Source organism: Brevibacterium zhoupengii, from assembly GCF_021117425.1.
GTDB classification, from domain to species: domain Bacteria; phylum Actinomycetota; class Actinomycetes; order Actinomycetales; family Brevibacteriaceae; genus Brevibacterium; species Brevibacterium zhoupengii.
In genome coordinates this window covers 1,721,352-1,736,266 of record NZ_CP088298.1, presented here as the reverse complement: position 1 = coordinate 1,736,266, position 14,915 = coordinate 1,721,352, and the positions used below count along the sequence as shown (strand labels likewise).

General features: G+C 59.1%; 14 protein-coding genes. 4 read left to right on the top strand and 10 right to left on the bottom strand.

The window, feature by feature from the left end; translation table 11 throughout:
* The first annotated feature begins 38 nt into the window (after window positions 1-38).
* Complete coding sequence (locus tag LQ788_RS07855) at window positions 39-827, top strand: fructosamine kinase family protein (protein WP_231446460.1); 789 nt, start codon at window positions 39-41, stop codon at window positions 825-827.
* 69 nt (window positions 828-896) lie between these two features.
* On the opposite strand, the gene LQ788_RS07850 is transcribed toward LQ788_RS07855, so the two are convergent.
* The 10 genes from LQ788_RS07850 to LQ788_RS07805 all read right to left on the bottom strand — a co-directional run bounded on the left by LQ788_RS07850 (window position 897) and on the right by LQ788_RS07805 (window position 11,194).
* Window positions 897-2,180: a PucR family transcriptional regulator gene (locus LQ788_RS07850; protein ID WP_231446458.1), complete on the bottom strand. Its 1,284-nt coding sequence runs from the start codon at window positions 2,178-2,180 to the stop codon at window positions 897-899.
* A gap of 81 nt (window positions 2,181-2,261) precedes the next feature.
* Window positions 2,262-3,419, bottom strand: a complete 1,158-nt coding sequence (locus LQ788_RS07845) for an acetyl-CoA C-acyltransferase (protein WP_231446456.1) — start codon at window positions 3,417-3,419, stop codon at window positions 2,262-2,264.
* Between the two features lie 122 nt (window positions 3,420-3,541).
* The gene (locus LQ788_RS07840; RefSeq protein ID WP_231446454.1) at window positions 3,542-3,964 is read right to left on the bottom strand and encodes a MaoC family dehydratase; all 423 of its coding nucleotides are present in this window, start codon (window positions 3,962-3,964) and stop codon (window positions 3,542-3,544) included.
* A 111-nt stretch (window positions 3,965-4,075) separates the two neighbouring features.
* A complete protein-coding gene (locus LQ788_RS07835; RefSeq protein ID WP_231446447.1) occupies window positions 4,076-5,326 on the bottom strand; it encodes an MFS transporter in 1,251 nt (416 codons plus the stop codon).
* Window positions 5,323-6,816: an MFS transporter gene (locus tag LQ788_RS07830; RefSeq protein ID WP_231446445.1), complete on the bottom strand. Its 1,494-nt coding sequence runs from the start codon at window positions 6,814-6,816 to the stop codon at window positions 5,323-5,325. Before LQ788_RS07830 ends, LQ788_RS07835 begins: the two co-directional genes overlap by 4 nt.
* A 51-nt stretch (window positions 6,817-6,867) precedes the next feature.
* Window positions 6,868-7,338: a Zn-ribbon domain-containing OB-fold protein gene (locus LQ788_RS07825; RefSeq protein WP_231446442.1), complete on the bottom strand. Its 471-nt coding sequence runs from the start codon at window positions 7,336-7,338 to the stop codon at window positions 6,868-6,870.
* A 23-nt stretch (window positions 7,339-7,361) separates the two neighbouring features.
* Window positions 7,362-8,516 (bottom strand): thiolase family protein, encoded by a 1,155-nt coding sequence (locus tag LQ788_RS07820; RefSeq protein WP_231446440.1) that lies wholly within the window; start codon window positions 8,514-8,516, stop codon window positions 7,362-7,364.
* Complete coding sequence (locus LQ788_RS07815; RefSeq protein ID WP_231446438.1) at window positions 8,513-9,226, bottom strand: 3-oxoacid CoA-transferase subunit B; 714 nt, start codon at window positions 9,224-9,226, stop codon at window positions 8,513-8,515. Before LQ788_RS07815 ends, LQ788_RS07820 begins: the two co-directional genes overlap by 4 nt.
* Before the next feature lie 36 nt (window positions 9,227-9,262).
* Window positions 9,263-10,042, bottom strand: a complete 780-nt coding sequence (locus tag LQ788_RS07810) for a CoA transferase subunit A (protein ID WP_231446436.1) — start codon at window positions 10,040-10,042, stop codon at window positions 9,263-9,265.
* Between the two features lie 261 nt (window positions 10,043-10,303).
* A complete protein-coding gene (locus LQ788_RS07805) occupies window positions 10,304-11,194 on the bottom strand; it encodes a DUF4352 domain-containing protein (protein WP_231446435.1) in 891 nt (296 codons plus the stop codon).
* A 160-nt stretch (window positions 11,195-11,354) separates the two neighbouring features.
* Here LQ788_RS07805 and LQ788_RS07800 point away from each other — a divergent pair, with 160 nt between their 5' ends.
* The 3 genes from LQ788_RS07800 to LQ788_RS07790 all read left to right on the top strand — a co-directional run bounded on the left by LQ788_RS07800 (window position 11,355) and on the right by LQ788_RS07790 (window position 14,882).
* Window positions 11,355-12,797, top strand: a complete 1,443-nt coding sequence (locus LQ788_RS07800; RefSeq protein WP_231446433.1) for a sensor histidine kinase — start codon at window positions 11,355-11,357, stop codon at window positions 12,795-12,797.
* A gap of 45 nt (window positions 12,798-12,842) precedes the next feature.
* Window positions 12,843-13,553, top strand: a complete 711-nt coding sequence (locus tag LQ788_RS07795) for a response regulator transcription factor (RefSeq protein WP_231446431.1) — start codon at window positions 12,843-12,845, stop codon at window positions 13,551-13,553.
* Window positions 13,554-13,634: 81 nt separating this feature from the next.
* The gene (locus LQ788_RS07790) at window positions 13,635-14,882 is read left to right on the top strand and encodes a hypothetical protein (RefSeq protein ID WP_231446429.1); all 1,248 of its coding nucleotides are present in this window, start codon (window positions 13,635-13,637) and stop codon (window positions 14,880-14,882) included.
* Window positions 14,883-14,915: the final 33 nt, after the last annotated feature.

The following is a 14,915-nucleotide window of genomic DNA, read 5'->3' as shown; positions in this document are numbered from 1 at the left end:
CTTCGGCAGCTGACCGGATGCACTACTAGCCTGGTGCCATGGATACTTTCGTCAAGGAACGTGCCGGTGCCCCGCGGGGTTACTTCGCCGCCGAGGCTGCCGGCCTGACGTGGCTAGCCGAACCTGACGTCGTTCCCGTGGTGGGTGTTGTCGATCAGGATAAGAACGGTCTGCGCCTGGAACGTCTCGAAACGACCACACCCGATGCCCGCTCAGCGTTCAGCTTCGGTCGCCAGCTCGCGCTGCTGCACGACTCCGGTGCACCCTCCTTCGGGTGGGCACCGGCAGAGCCTGCGTGGTTCGGCCCGCTCGACTCCCCATTCGAAGTGGAAGTCGCATCGTGCGCCACGTTCACCGAGTTCTGGGTGGAGTGCCGCCTGAACTCAATCGCCGCAGACATCAGCGGGAGTCTGTCGAAGGATCACCAGGCAACAATCACCTCGGCGATCGATGCGATCTCCACTGGCATCTTCGACGGGATCTCCGGGACCGGGCGTGAAAAGCCAGCCCGAGTCCATGGCGACCTGTGGTCCGGGAACCTCATGTGGACACCCGATGGTTGCACCCTCATCGATCCAGCCGCCCACGGTGGGCATCGGCTCGAGGACCTCGCGATGCTGGCGCTCTTCGGCACACCCCATCTCGAGGAGATCTTTGCTGGCTACGAGGCGGTCCACCCGATGCCCGAAGGCTGGCGCGGCGACCTTCCCGTGCACAACTTCTTCGCGCTGCTCGCACACGTGAAGCTGTTCGGGGTGGGGTTCCTGGGACAGACTCTTGATGCGGCGCGGGCGATAGCTGACCGGGCCGCGGCGCTGGAGTTCTGACCACCACAAACCTGGGCCGGGGTCCGACATCGACAGATCGGCAATGCCTTTCTCGTAGTTTCAGCGCGTCTAAGTCGCAATCGTCGCCGCATTGATTTTGCTGTCAAACGCCTCAAACGAAGCACCTTCGATGGTCGCCCCCAATGCCAGAAGAATGAGATCGTCTGGCTGGTTTGGGTCCCGGCCGGAGACCTCACGTATACGTTCGAGACGGTATTTGACGGTATTCGGACGGACGTTGAGCTCTTCGGCTGTACGTGTGAGGTTGAATCTATGAGCAATGTAGGTCTTCAAGGTCTGTGCCAAATCGGAACGATGCTTCTCGTCATAATCGATTAGCGGCGTGATCGTCTCGCTGAGCACGGTCTCGCTGAGCCCGGACTTCTCGATGACCGTACGCAAGAGAACATCGGTGTAGAAGTAGGCACGGTTTCCACTGTCAGAATCAGCAACCCGCGTGGCGTCCGCTGCCTCGCGGTAAGCGATGGATACACCTTCTTCTCCTTGGTGAACACGGCTGACCCCGACGACAAACCTGTCAAGCTCGACTGCCAGATCATTGGCCACCTCGCGGATCGCAGGGCCGATGACACCATCGACTGGCAAAATGACGACAATCTCCTCTTCTCGCAGGCCCACAAGCGGCCTGTTCTGCGAAGAACCGGGCAACAGCCTGCGGACGGTAGCAAGGCTGTCCCTCGTCGAGTAAGGCTCGACGAGGGTCGGATGTCGCCTGCGCACGAGCACAACACAGTGCTTCTGGCTCAGACTTAATCCCAACCTTGAGAGGTAGCTGGTCACCCGTGCAGAGATCGGAAGCCCGGAAATGAGCTCTTCCAAGGCATCGCGTTCAGCCAGTTGACGGTCTTGGATGACATCCTGCGACTCTTCGAGGTACGAGTTCGCTACGGCCAGTGACACATTGTTGACGTAGCGCATAACTTCTCCCGCGACCGCGAACCCAGTCGACGGGGATGCCTGGCATTCCGGCTGCTGGGAGATCTCATTCCAGACAACTTGCCCCCACACGCGATACGCGTGCAACAGAGCCTGGACAGAGACACCCTGCCGAAATCTACGGACCGCACTATTGCGGAACTCTTCCAGACTGCGCTTCTCGTCGACGCTTCTGGACAGCCAAGCAATGAGGGTGAGCAGGTTCTTTCTCGCCATCTCTGCCACGTCTTTGTCGATGAACCCTTCAGGCAGCGAGCGGTAGTCGACGATCTCGGATCTGTACGCCGCAACCAATCGTTCGCTGATCTCCGCAGACTGCGAGGAGAGACGTTCGGCCAGTTCTGCCATCAGACTGTCGCTTATCCCCCGCATCTGTGACTCAACTTCGTCGCTCATCCGGCAATCTTCGCACGTTGCGTCCGTGCAGGTCGTATAATCTCACACCCCTTCTGCCAGGATGCTTGCTCCTCCCTTACCTCAGCGCAGGCGTAGAAGAATCGCCTGGCCCTGACCGCCACCGCCGCACATAGTGGCGATGCCATGATCGATTCCTCGTCGTCGCATCTCGCGAGCCAGACTCATCGTGATTCGGAACCCCGAAGCGCCGAGGGGGTGTCCGATTGCGATTGCTCCGCCATTAACGTTGACAATGTCGAGGTCAAGGTTTAGGTCACGCGCGGCGGCGAGCGCAACACCCGCGAATGCCTCATTGATCTCCCACAATCCGATATCGCTAGTGCTCATCCCCACTTTCTCCAGCAGCTTGCTCGCGGCTGCAGCCGGTTTCAGATGCAGAGAGGCGTCTGGGCCGGCCACAGTGCTTGTCGCTACGATCTCCACCATGGGTACCAGACCGTGGGAATTTGCAAGCTCCTCGGTCATCATCAGCCCTGCGGAACCTGCGTCGGACATTTGTGAAGCGTTGCCCGCGGTGACCGTCCCGTTGGTGGTGAAGGCCGGTTTGAGCCGTTGGAGCCGCTCCATCGAAGAGTCGGGACGAATCCCCTCGTCAGCGGACAGTTCCGGCATCGGCGCAATCTCCTCGGCGAGGCGACCAGCTTCGGTGGCGGCGTGTGCTCGACGATGGGTCTCGACCGAGAATTCGTCTTGGTCCGCACGGGAAATTCTGAGGTCGGCATTGGCCTGGTCAGATATCGGTCCCATACCTGAGTCCGCGACGGCGCACCACAGTCCGTCTTTCGTGAGCAGGTCGACGGCGGGTTCAGTGCCGACCGGAGACGCCTGGCGGATCTGCAGTGCGTGGGGTGCTCGACTCATAGAGTCAAACCCACCGACGATAGCGGAGTCCATTTCTCCGGCACGGATCATCGTGGCAGCCATACCGGCGGCAAACATACTGGCTAGGCACACATTGTTCAGTGTGATCGCCGGGACGGTTGTCGGCACCCCACCTCGCAGCCCAGCCGACCGCGCAGGGTTCTGGCCGTTCCCGGCCTGGATGATGTTGGCCATAATCACATGGTCAGGGATGACATCCCCTGCTCTGTCCATCGCTGCGGCGACGGCCACTCCGCCGAGATCAAGGGGATCGATATTTTTGAGTGCACCGTTGAACTTGCCGACCGGGGTTCGAGCGGCACTGACGAGCACGGGAGTACGCGGATCATTGGACATTTGCTCTCCTCAGAAAGATTTGGGTCAGACGGATAACAGACTGCCGAATTGCATTCAGTCGAAGTAGGATTCTATGAAGCAGCGAATGAAATGATGATTGAAGTTGGGACAGCGCGTCGATGTCAGTCGAAGGACATCGTGAAACAGACAGCGGTTCCGTCGAGGACGACAGTGCCGTCGTCGCGTAGCACCTGCGTTTTGATCTTAGTGACGGGCTTGTCTTCTCTGGCTTCGAGTACCTCAACACGTCCGGTGATCGTGTCACCTGGACGTACTGGGGCTTTGAAGTCCCAATTGACGTTGAGGAATACAGTGCCCGGTCCGGGCAGCTCCTCGGCAACAACAGCATTAAGGATTGCGCTCGTGATTCCGCCTTGGACAACGATCTCACCGAACTTCGTGGACTTAGCTGCGGCCTCGTCGTAGTGGACTGGGTTTCGGTCGCCGCTGATGTCTGTGAACTTGACAATGTCGTCGCTGGTGACTTCGCGCGAGAGCTCAGCGACCTGTCCAACGGTCAGCGGGGTGCGGGTCTCAGTGGCCATGTTTATATCTCCTTCGATTGGTGCGAGCCGGAGTGGTGCACATCAGGTTTGCGGATTGGAATGTTAATGAGTCGTCGAGTTCCGTATTCCTCAAGCTTTTCAGTTCGCTCCTCATCGATTCAGTGACTGTTCAGGCGAATCTGGCGTAACAGAAACATCGTGCGAACTATTTATGCCTCGGCGTAAGTACATGGCGATCGCTCCTACAACCGGTCCGGGCGCCAGAATCAGGAAGGCAAACTGCCATCCCGTGAGGTTCGCCGCCAACGGAACGATTTGGATGGTGGTGACAGTGATGAGATAGCCGACGGTCGTTTGCGCTGTCAGCGCGGTGCCGACGTACCTCGCGTCAACGCTTTCACTCAGCGAGGTCGAGAAGACACCGGAGTCTGCGATGGCCGAGCTGCCCCAGATGATGAGGAAGACGAGCATGATTGGACCGGTGACCGTGTACATAAGCGGAGAAAACAGACAGCACAGTCCGCTGACTACCAGTGCGGCGACCGCAGCCGCGCTGCGACCGACCTTGTCGGAAAGCCATCCGCCAAGCAGGCATCCGGCAAGCCCAGCCACGCCGATGGCGATGAAGGACTCTGTTCCGATTTGGATCGCGCTCGTGCCGCCTCCGTGAGCGCGGTGGCTCATGAGCAGGAAGGTCGGCAACCAGGTCCAGAGTGCGTAGAGTTCCCACATGTGTCCGAAATAGCCGAGATTGGCCAGCAGCGGACTGCGCGAGCTGAATCCCGCCCAAGCATGGCTGATCTTGGGCCTCGCAGTCTTTGCGGCTGCCAGCGGTCCAGGCCGAACCCATGCGAGGGCGATGAATCCGGCGACCAGGGTGATGCAGGCCGCGATCAGCAGGATCAGCCTCCATGGCAGACCTTCCGCGAGCCCGGATATCAGGTGTGGCATTCCCGAGCCCAAAGTCAGCGCTCCGAGCAGAATTCCGAATGCTGTCCCCCGCTGCCGTGGTGATGCCCAGCTAGACATCACCTTCATGCCGATCGGATAGAGCCCGGCAAGGAACACCCCGGTGAGGAAACGGAGCACGATGGCCTGCCACAGGCCATTTGCAGCAAGTGCCAGAATCGCTGTCGCGAGTCCAGCTCCGAAGGCCGAGATTCCCATGACGAGCTGCGGCCTGAACCTGTCGCCAAGCGTCAGCAGCGCCGAGGTGATCCCGCCAGCGACGAATCCGACCTGTACCGAGGCTGTGAGCCAGACTGCCGACAGCGAACCAATCTGCCATTCGGCTTGTAGCGCCGGCGACACTGCTGTGGCTGAGAACCAGACCGTGAGGCCCAGGACTTCAACGGCTGCCAACAGCAGCATCTGCCGCCACTTCCGTGCCCTGTTCGTCACTTCAGCTCAGTCACCTTAGGTGAAGGTGAAACCACAGGTGCAGGTGACGCCGAGCTCGGCGGGGAAACCGGAGTTACCGAAGCAGCTCCGGCGTCGACCGTATTCGTGATACCGCTCGCATTCGATGCATCGTTCGCGCTCTCACCTGCCGAAATCTTCGCTTTCTCCGACAGCTTCGCGATGCGTCGATTGCCGACGTGCGTCTCAGGCGCAGCGAGTGTCGCGACAATGCTGATGATGCTCGCACCGATCATGTAGAGGGCGACCAGCCACGGACGTCCGTTGGCCACCTGCAGAAGGTACACGGCGAGCACCGGAGATACGGCCCCTGCAACTGTCGAAGCCAGTTGGTAACTCAACGAGGTGCCGGTGTACCGGATCTTCGTATCGAACATCTCAGACATGAATGCTGCTTGCGGACCATACATCGCATCGTGAAAGACGAATCCGATGATGATCGCCAAGGCAATGAGCACAATGTTGCGGGTGTCGAGAAGTGCAAACATCGGGAAGGCGAAGAGTGCTGAGGCGATAGCTCCGAAGAGGTATGTGCGCCGACGTCCGTATTGATCGGAGACCCACCCGAATAGCATGAGGGTAAATACGCTGACGACACAGGCGACCATCACTCCGCCCAACGCGACATCATCCGACATGCCCAAGGTCTCACCCACGTAGGTCAGTGTGAAAACAGTGATGATGTAAAAGATCGCGTTTTGCGAAATCTTTACGCCAGAGGCGACGATGAGCCGGCGCCATTGGGTCCGGAGTAGGTCAGCGACAGGGAATTTCGCGATAACCTCGGTCTCCTTGACCTCTGCGAAGTCGGGAGTCTCCTCCATTTTCAGGCGAATGATGAGACCGACTGCGATGAGAAGTGCTGATCCGAGAAATCCGATGCGCCAGCCCCATGCAACGAATGCCTCCGGTCCGATTATGAGGTTGGTAACCATAAACACGGCATTGGCCAAGAACAAACCGACCGGTACTCCGACCTGCGGCCAGGAACCGGCGAGGCCCTTGTGGGTCTTAGGTGCGTTCTCAACGGCGACGAGAACTGCACCACCCCATTCCCCTCCGACGCCGAAGCCTTGGACTACGCGCAGCGTCACGAGCAAGATGGGAGCCCACACCCCGATTGTGGCGAAGGTCGGCAGGAACCCGATGAGGGTAGTCGCTATGCCCATCGTCATGAGCGAGAGGATGAGCATTGACTTGCGTCCGATCCGGTCACCGAAATGCCCCATGACGATTCCGCCGATCGGACGGGCGATGAACCCAGCGGAGAATGTCATGAGTGACAGCAGGGTGCCCGTAGGTCCGTCGAAGTCCGTGAAGAACACTTGGTTGAAGACTAGGGCGGCAGCCGTGCCGTAGAGATAGAAGTCGTACCATTCGATTGCGGTGCCGACGAAGCTCGCCCATTTCGCACGTCGGGCGTTCTCCGGCGTTTTCTCAGGGAGCGTGGTGTTGGTATTCGCAGTTTCCATTTCCTGACCTCCTTGTCAGCCGGGCCCGTTTTGTCCCGGTTAATTGTTCGCTTATTCGGAAGCGGCTGGTGCGAAATTCAGTAGCGTCTGTTCCAATTGCTCATCCCACGTCGGTTGTAGCGTGACCGCCATTCCGACAGCTACCTCGGCGGGTGAGCAGTCGACGATCCGGGTCATCGCCCGGGGTCCCTCGTCCAGTTCGACAAGGGCGATCACGTACGGGGTCTCGGGAGCCCAGGCAGGGTGCCCAGGCTTCTCGACGACGGTGAACGTCCAAACAGTGCCGGTGCCGCCCGCCGCCATCCATGTAAGTTTCTCGGACCAGCAATTGATGCAGATGTTGCGCGGGTAGTGCTGTCGGTGTCCGCAGTCGACGCAGTTCTGGATGGCGAATTTTCCGTCGTTCGCGAGGTCCCAAAATGGTTGGGACAGCGGTGTCGTGACCAGCCCCGGACGACGAATCGCCGGGGTGGTGCCAGCACCGCTCGCGTTCGCCGTCATTGCCTGTGGCTCGTCTTTCATGTCTCGTGCTCCAGTTCCTGTTGTCATGCGCGTGAGCTCCCGAGGACGAGTGCGACTTCCTCACTGAGTGTCGCGCCGTTACCGGTGACCAGGGCAAGCTCGGGGTCGTCAATCTGTCTGCCGTCGGCATCGCCTCGCAGCTGCAGGACGGCTTCGACGAGGTGACCCATGCCACCAGCCAAGTCTGATTGTCCTGTGGACAGTTGACCTCCATGCGGGTTGATCGGCAGCTGGGATGTGATTGAGAAGTCAGCTTCGTCGAGCCAGGCTCCCGCTTCGCCCTTGGGGCAGAATCCAGCGTCCTCAACGGTTTCGGCGACGACGATGGAATAGCAGTCATAGATTGAGAGGAAGTCGAGATCCCCAGCTCGCACGTTAGCCATCCGGTACGCTTGATCGATCGCTGGGGCCAGGGGCGACGTGGTCAGTCGCGGTGCCTGGCTCAGCGCACGGTGGGTCACCATTTCCCCGGCGCCGAGGAGGTGCACCGGATCGTGGCGCAGATCCGTGGCGCGATCGGCTGAGGTCACGACTACAGCGGCTCCACCGCCGCAGGGCATGACGACTTCGAGCAGATGCAGTGGGGACATCACCACGGGCGAGGACAGAACGTCGTCGACGGTGATCTCCTTGCCGTGGAAGACCGCATTCGGGTTGAGCATCGCATTCTGGCGCTGCTTGACCGGAACCTGTGCCAGCTGTTCGGCGGTTGTGCCAAATTCGGCCATGTGCGCTTGAGCAACCATTGCGTAGGCCTGATTGGCTCCGCTGGCTCCGTAAGGAACGTCGAATTCGCGGATCGGGTTCCGATTAGGCGAGCGCGGGACCCGTTCGGTATCGCGGGCATTCCCGAGGACGCAGAGGACAGTGTCGGCCATTCCTGCCGCAATGGCAGCTGCGGCACGCCAGACCATCCCCGGCCCCGAAGCACCACCCAGATCGACAATGTCGGCAAAGCGGGGCTGCAGGCCCAGGTATTCGGAGAGTGCTGCCGGTGCATGCTGAGGTGTCTCGCCCACTTGCGGGCCGATCATCAGTCCGTCGATGTCCTTGGGAGTGAGCCCGGCATCGAGCACGGCGGCTCGGCCGGCCCGAGCGATCATCTCGAGGCTTGTCACCCCTGGGGTAGTTCGCTGCGGGGGAAGTTCGTGTGCTCCGACGATCGTCGCGCCTTTCATACGAACTCTCCTTCACGAATTCGCTTGGCTTCTGCAGCAGCAGCGCTGGCGGGTGCTTGTGCCATTCTTGTCAGTGCCGGATCGATGATGAGTGGGGCTCTAGTACCGGCGATGACGTCGTCGACACTCAGACCTTCGGCGACCTCACGGAGGACGAGTCCGTCGTCAGTAACGTCCATGACTCCGAAGTTCGTTATGACCATGGAGACGACACCCATTCCGGTCAGCGGCAGAGTGCACTCCTCGAGGATTCGGTGGTCACCGTCCTTGGTCAGGTGCTCCATAAGGACGATGACGCGTTTGGCTCCGTGGACCAGGTCCATCGCTCCACCGGGGCCCTTGATCATCTTTCCGGGTACGGTCCAGTTCGCCAGGTCGCCGGTGGTCGAGACCTGCATTCCGCCCAGAACGGTGACGTCGAGTTTGCCGCCGCGGACCATACCGAAACTCATTGAGGAGTCGAAGTAGGAAGCACCTGGAAGTACGGTCACGGTCTCTTTGCCAGCGTTGATGAGTTTGGGATCTTCATCGCCCTCAAAGGGATACGGGCCGACGCCGACGATCCCATTCTCTGAGTGCATGACGATCTCGATGCCGTCGGGCAGATAGTTCGGGATGAGCGTGGGAAGACCGATCCCCAGGTTGACGTATCCGCCAGCTGGAAGTTCCTTTGCCGCGCGGGCGGCCATGTCGTTGCGAGTCCAACTCATGATGTTCTTGATGTCCTTTCTGGTGAACTGTGAAAATCAGGCTGCTGCGCGGGGGCGGGTCTTGAGCTTCTCGATGGGAAGCTCGCGGGCCACCTCGGCGGTCTGTGCAATTACGCGGTGAACGTAGATTCCGGGGATATCGACATCGTCCGGATCAATCTCTCCGGGTTCGACGAGCTCTTCGACTTCTGCGATGGTGATGCGTCCACATGTGGCGACGACAGGACTGAAGGCGCGTTCGGCTTTCTCGAAAACGAGGTTGCCGTGGCGGTCACCTCTAGCGGCTTTGACGAGGGAGAAGTCAGGGACGATCGCTTCTTCGAGGACGTAGGTGAGTCCGGAACCGAAGTGGTCGAACTGCTTGGTCTCCTTGGCAGGAGATTCGACGAGAACGTTGCCACTGTCGTCATAACGCCAGGGCAGGCCGCCGTCGGCAACCACAGTACCGACGCCGGAAGCGGTGTAGAAGCCAGGGATTCCGGCTCCGCCGCAGCGCATCCGTTCGGCAAGGGTTCCCTGTGGCGAGAATTCGAGTTCAAGCTCTCCGCCCAAGTACCGGCGAGCGAATTCCTTATTCTCACCGACGTAGGAGGCGACCATACGGGTGATCTGCCCGGTACTTAGAATCTCGCCCAGGCCCCAGTCGTCGACGCCGCAATTGTTGGAGATCACTTCAAGGTCGCCAACACCGAGGTCGCGTAGTGCGCGAATGAGGGTGATGGGGACTCCGACGAGGCCAAAGCCTCCGACAGCGAGGGATGCGCCGGAAGGAATGTCCTTCACGACGTCGACCGGGGATGAATACACTTTATCCATGTGACATGCGCTCCTTGAATCGTCATTGATCTAGCTACTGACGACACTAGGAACTCCAGTGATCTGGGTCACTGAACAGAAACGCGGACTTCGCATGCTTTCATTGCACGAAACGCAAACTCACTGGTGACAGCGCCGAGAAGGTACCCATTGTTAATAGTTCAGCCGGGTGAGGAACACAAAACGAGAGAAGCGATTCGGTATTGGACCGAACCGCTTCCCCTCCACAACACCATCTCAGAACAATGGCTACCTACGTCTCTACTTCAGCGAGATCTCGATCGGGTCGGAGAAGATGCCGCCTTCGAAGGTGAGCCGATCGGGGTTGATGTCCTCTGGCACATCGAAGAACAGCACACCCTCGGCGGTGTTGCCGGGATTGATCTCTTCGAGGAAGAGGATCGAGCTCTCATCGACGTAGATCCCGGCTTCGGAATCGGCTGAGTAGGTGTTGCCCGCGTCATCGCCGAGCTTGATGTTGTCTTCGAAGAAGTAGTCCGGTGCAGACTCGGTGTTCTTCACCGACAGCGCCACCGTGACGAACTGTCCCTGAGCCTCGACGCCCATGTACTCGTCGCCGACCGATGCTACACCGTCTTCGACCTTGCCGACGGTGATCTCCCAGCCGTCAGCCGCCACCGCATCACCAATGCCGTGCTCGGCCGCAGCCGCCGGATCGTCCCCGCCTTCGTCGGCAGGTGCCTTCTCATCCTTCTGCTCGCTGCCCGCGGCCTTCTCTTCCTGTGCAGAAGAGGCACCGGCTTCATCGGCTGTGTCCTCTCCGCCGCCACTCAACGCGCTGATCATCGCAATGACGACGATGACGAGGAGCCAGAACCACCAGCGCTTGAGCAGGGGCTTCTTCTGCTTCGCCGGCTTCTGCCCATAGGGACCGCCGACGTAGCCCTGCTGCCGTGGGTGCTCACCCGGGTAACCGGGCTGTGCCCCGGGGTACCCCTGTGCCGAGCCGTCCTGCGGGAATGACCCCGAAGTGAGGGAGCCGGTGCCCGCACCGTACGCCCCGGGCTGGTTGGGGCCGGACTGTGCGTACTGCGGTGCCCACTGCTGTGGGCCCGTCGGCTGGGGGCCGGATTGCTGAGGACCGGGCTGCTGGGGCTGACCGGGGTTCTGGGGTGCGTGTGGGTTGGACATGATGCTCCTTGAAAGGCTGTGACGTGCTGACTCATCAAGCCTCGCGGGTAGCCACGATTTCCACGTCCACCCATAGGCTCTAACTGTCTAGCCGATCGGTTGAGTCGGTCCACCCGATCGGTGGACTACGCATGTCAGAGCCCGCGGCTACTATTCATGTGTGTCAGGTCAACCATTTCCTCAGCAGCGCCCTGAGAACCTCCCCCGCCCACGGCGGCGCCGGGTTCCCCAGTGGGTGCGCATCGCCGTGAGCATCGCCATCGGTGTGGTCCTCTTCCTCTTCGGACTCTTCACCTCGGTGATGGCGCTGACGTCGAACACCTGGGCCTTCGCCGACGGCATCATCAGCAACACGGGGATGCTGGCCGTACTCCTCCTCGTGCCCGTGTGGGGAACAGTCTTCCTCCGGCACAAGTGGCCGTGGGTTCCCTTCATCGCCGGCGCACTGCTCACGGCCGGGTGGGGTGATGCGCTCCTGCTGCTTATCGGGCTCTTCCACCTCGTCATCCGCGCATCCAAGCGGCAGGCAATCGTCGCCTCGGCGGTGGCATCGGTCCTGGTCATCGCATCTACAGTGCGCATGTGCCTGTCACCGGTCCAGCTCAATCCCTTCGCCATCCTGTTCCTGCCCGACGCCGAGCAGATGACGAACCTCGACGCTCCCGCTCCCCCGGCCGATGCGCTACTGGCCATCACCCTCGTGACCATCGCCTCGGCGGTCATCGGACTCGGCATCAGCCTCGGCGTCGGTGCCCTGCTGCGCCGGACCAAACGGATGAAAGCCGTCGAGACGATCGCTGCGCGTGAGACCCAACGCAATGATTCCCTCTCCGCCGAGCTTGCCCGCCAGTCCGAACGTGAACTCCTCGCCCGCGAGCTCCATGACACGCTCTCCCACCGGCTCTCGGTCATCTCCCTGCACAGCGGTGCCCTCGAGGTCGGGAGCAAGGATGATGCCGATGTCGCCTCAACCGCATCTGCGCTGCGTCATGAGGCGCACGCGTCCATGGAAGATCTGCGCCATCTGGTCGGCGGAGTCCGCGAGGGAACGTTGGCCAATCCCGGCCCGCAGAAGGAGGCCTCGACTCCCCCGAGCCAAGCGTCCATGCGTTCGATCCCCCAGCTGGTCGCCTCGGTGCAGTCCACCGGCACGATCATTCGCCCCTCGATCGTCATCCAGGATGTCGAGTCTGCCTCCACGGTCCTCGATCGTGCGGTGTATCGCATCGTCCAGGAGTCGCTGACGAATGCGATGAAGCACGCGCCGGGTACCCCGGTCACCCTCGAGGTCACGGTCTCGGCAGACTTGGGCGCACATGTCGTCGTCGCGAATCCCATGCCGCCGTCGACCAATCGCTTCCAACCACCAGCCAATTCCGTCGCCGAGGCGGCTCCCTGCATTCCGCCCTACCCGACGTCCGCGCCCCGCGTGGGTTCGTCACACCCCACCGGTCAGTGGGATCTGTCATCGACGGGATCAGGTGCCGGGCTCGCGGGAATTCAGGAGCGAGTGGCGATGCTCGAGGGTGAGATCTTCATTGGGGTCCGCGAAGGATCGTTCGTCGTCGACGCGAAACTTCCGCCCTTCGCACACCGGAGCTGAACGACTGGACTATCGGTGTCATAGCCCTCGGGTAATGTGTCGATCATGACCCAGAATGCTGCCCCGATCCGTGTGCTCGTCGTCGATGATGATGCGATGGTTCTCACCGGGATCCGGGGAATCCTCCAGGCCGCCGAAGGCATCGAAGTCGTCGGGACTGCGTCGAGTGGTGAAGAGGCGCTGGAGAAGGTGGCACTGCATTTCCCTGATGTCGTGCTCATGGATATCCGTATGCCAGGCATCGGCGGGATCGAGGCAATTGAGCGGCTGGTCAACAGTGTGCGTCCACCCAAGGTCGTGTCACTGACGAGCTTCGACACCGATGACTATCTCTTCCGCGCCCTCGAGGCCGGTGCGGCCGGCTACCTGCTCAAGGACGTCGCTCCGGTGGCTTTGGCAGAGTCCATTCGCAAGGTCCATATTGGCGAGCCGATTCTCTCCCCGAGGTCGATGCAGCAGCTGATCTCTAAGGTGACGACGGGCCAGGATCAGCGTCAGCAGCGCGAGGCGACAGAGCTTCTGGCTGATCTCACCGCGAAGGAGCTTGAGATCGCGGTCCTCGTGGCTCAGGGGCTGTCGAACCAGGAGATCGCCGATTCCATCTTTATGAGCACCGCCACCGTGAAGACGCATCTCAACCGCATCAACATCAAGCTGGACACCAGCAACCGCGTGAACATCGCTGTGACCGTAGTGCGGGCGAGAATAGGAACTGCACTTCGGGTTAATACGGAAAAGCCTACTCCGCGCGAATAGTATCGGAGATAGCTTTCCGGGAGAAAGGATCCAGCAAGTTTGCATTTAGACATCTTAACCACCAGGAGAGCCGTCGAAAGAATGTTGAAGTACCCTTATCAGGGCAGACGACTCAGACTCGCCAGCTATGCGATGCTGGCCCTTACATCGCTTACTCTAATGAATTATGTGGACTTTCTATCATTGAGTATCCTCGGGCCTCTCGCCATATTGAGCCTTTTGCTTCTTATGGTTATGGACTTTGCGGTCATGCATTCTCGCTATACCGGAAACGACACACATGCGACATGGAATGATGTCGTCAGATGGAATTACGATGCAATAATAGATAAAATTAGAAGAAGCACCAGTGAGGCATCACAAATCATAGCACCCCACGGCTGGAACCCTGTTTCTCCTATTCCATTTAATCACTACCGAATATATTTGCACTACCAATCCAAAACGAGCGGAAGAAAAGTTTCCATCGTTACAATTTTATATTGGATATACATGATAGCAAGCATATCGATAGCGCTGCTGATCGCCTTGTCAGTCGCATTTATATTTGTCGTGTATGTTGCTGGAACCGACACGCTTCCAGCAAACATCGTGAGATCGCAAGCTGCTCTTACCACCGGAATTTACGGACCTGGGATTATCTATTTTTGGATAGTTTTTATTGCTGCCGTAACGGTTCTATCGAAATTGGCCAGTTTTCTACTACCTGATTGTTTCGCGAAACTTCGCATGATCTCTCTACGCGAAATAGTTACAGATCTGGGAACATGCATCGGAGTTGGCACTTTAGCTGGGATCCTACTTGGTGCCGCCTCACCCTTGTTCCATTCGGTATTAATGTCGACCTTCTTTCGTGTCTCCGTTCGCGACTATCTTGTTGTGATCGAACCTCAAACTCTAGTATCAACTTCGTTCCTTGGAGGTGCTGTCGGATTATCACTAGGGATGCTCCTAACAATCAGACGATTCTTCTCTCACTTCACTAACTTGCTTTATCGGGAAATTATCTTTACCATAGTATCCGCCATCTCATGCATAGCTACTGCATTTAGCGCTTTCGCCTCTCCGAATAGAATGTTTCATAAAATCGAGAACCGATTCAATGGAGAAGAGCGTCCTGCCGACGATTTCGACAACTTATCTTCCATCGACATCTACCACTATCTCGTTCTTGATAATCAAAAGTACTTCCCGGAAAGTGAAGAATTTTCTCTCCTATTGCTGAAGTCAGCTATTACCTTGGCTGGGTTCTGTTTCATATATTCTTACTGGAGGCGGAGAAATCGCATTACGAAAAGAACGCGAATTAAAAGAAAACTTACGCTTTGACTCAACTCCTGCGCTTGCCGTCTGTCGCGTCAA

Coding starts and splice junctions, on each gene's coding strand:
- LQ788_RS07855 (WP_231446460.1), top strand. CDS start 39: ATGGATACTTTCGTCAAGGAACGTGCCGGTGCCCCGCGGGGTTACTTC.
- LQ788_RS07850 (WP_231446458.1), bottom strand. CDS start 2,180: ATGAGCGACGAAGTTGAGTCACAGATGCGGGGGATAAGCGACAGTCTG.
- LQ788_RS07845 (WP_231446456.1), bottom strand. CDS start 3,419: ATGTCCAATGATCCGCGTACTCCCGTGCTCGTCAGTGCCGCTCGAACC.
- LQ788_RS07840 (WP_231446454.1), bottom strand. CDS start 3,964: ATGGCCACTGAGACCCGCACCCCGCTGACCGTTGGACAGGTCGCTGAG.
- LQ788_RS07830 (WP_231446445.1), bottom strand. CDS start 6,816: ATGGAAACTGCGAATACCAACACCACGCTCCCTGAGAAAACGCCGGAG.
- LQ788_RS07825 (WP_231446442.1), bottom strand. CDS start 7,338: ATGAAAGACGAGCCACAGGCAATGACGGCGAACGCGAGCGGTGCTGGC.
- LQ788_RS07820 (WP_231446440.1), bottom strand. CDS start 8,516: ATGAAAGGCGCGACGATCGTCGGAGCACACGAACTTCCCCCGCAGCGA.
- LQ788_RS07815 (WP_231446438.1), bottom strand. CDS start 9,226: ATGAGTTGGACTCGCAACGACATGGCCGCCCGCGCGGCAAAGGAACTT.
- LQ788_RS07810 (WP_231446436.1), bottom strand. CDS start 10,042: ATGGATAAAGTGTATTCATCCCCGGTCGACGTCGTGAAGGACATTCCT.
- LQ788_RS07805 (WP_231446435.1), bottom strand. CDS start 11,194: ATGTCCAACCCACACGCACCCCAGAACCCCGGTCAGCCCCAGCAGCCC.
- LQ788_RS07795 (WP_231446431.1), top strand. CDS start 12,843: ATGACCCAGAATGCTGCCCCGATCCGTGTGCTCGTCGTCGATGATGAT.
- LQ788_RS07790 (WP_231446429.1), top strand. CDS start 13,635: ATGTTGAAGTACCCTTATCAGGGCAGACGACTCAGACTCGCCAGCTAT.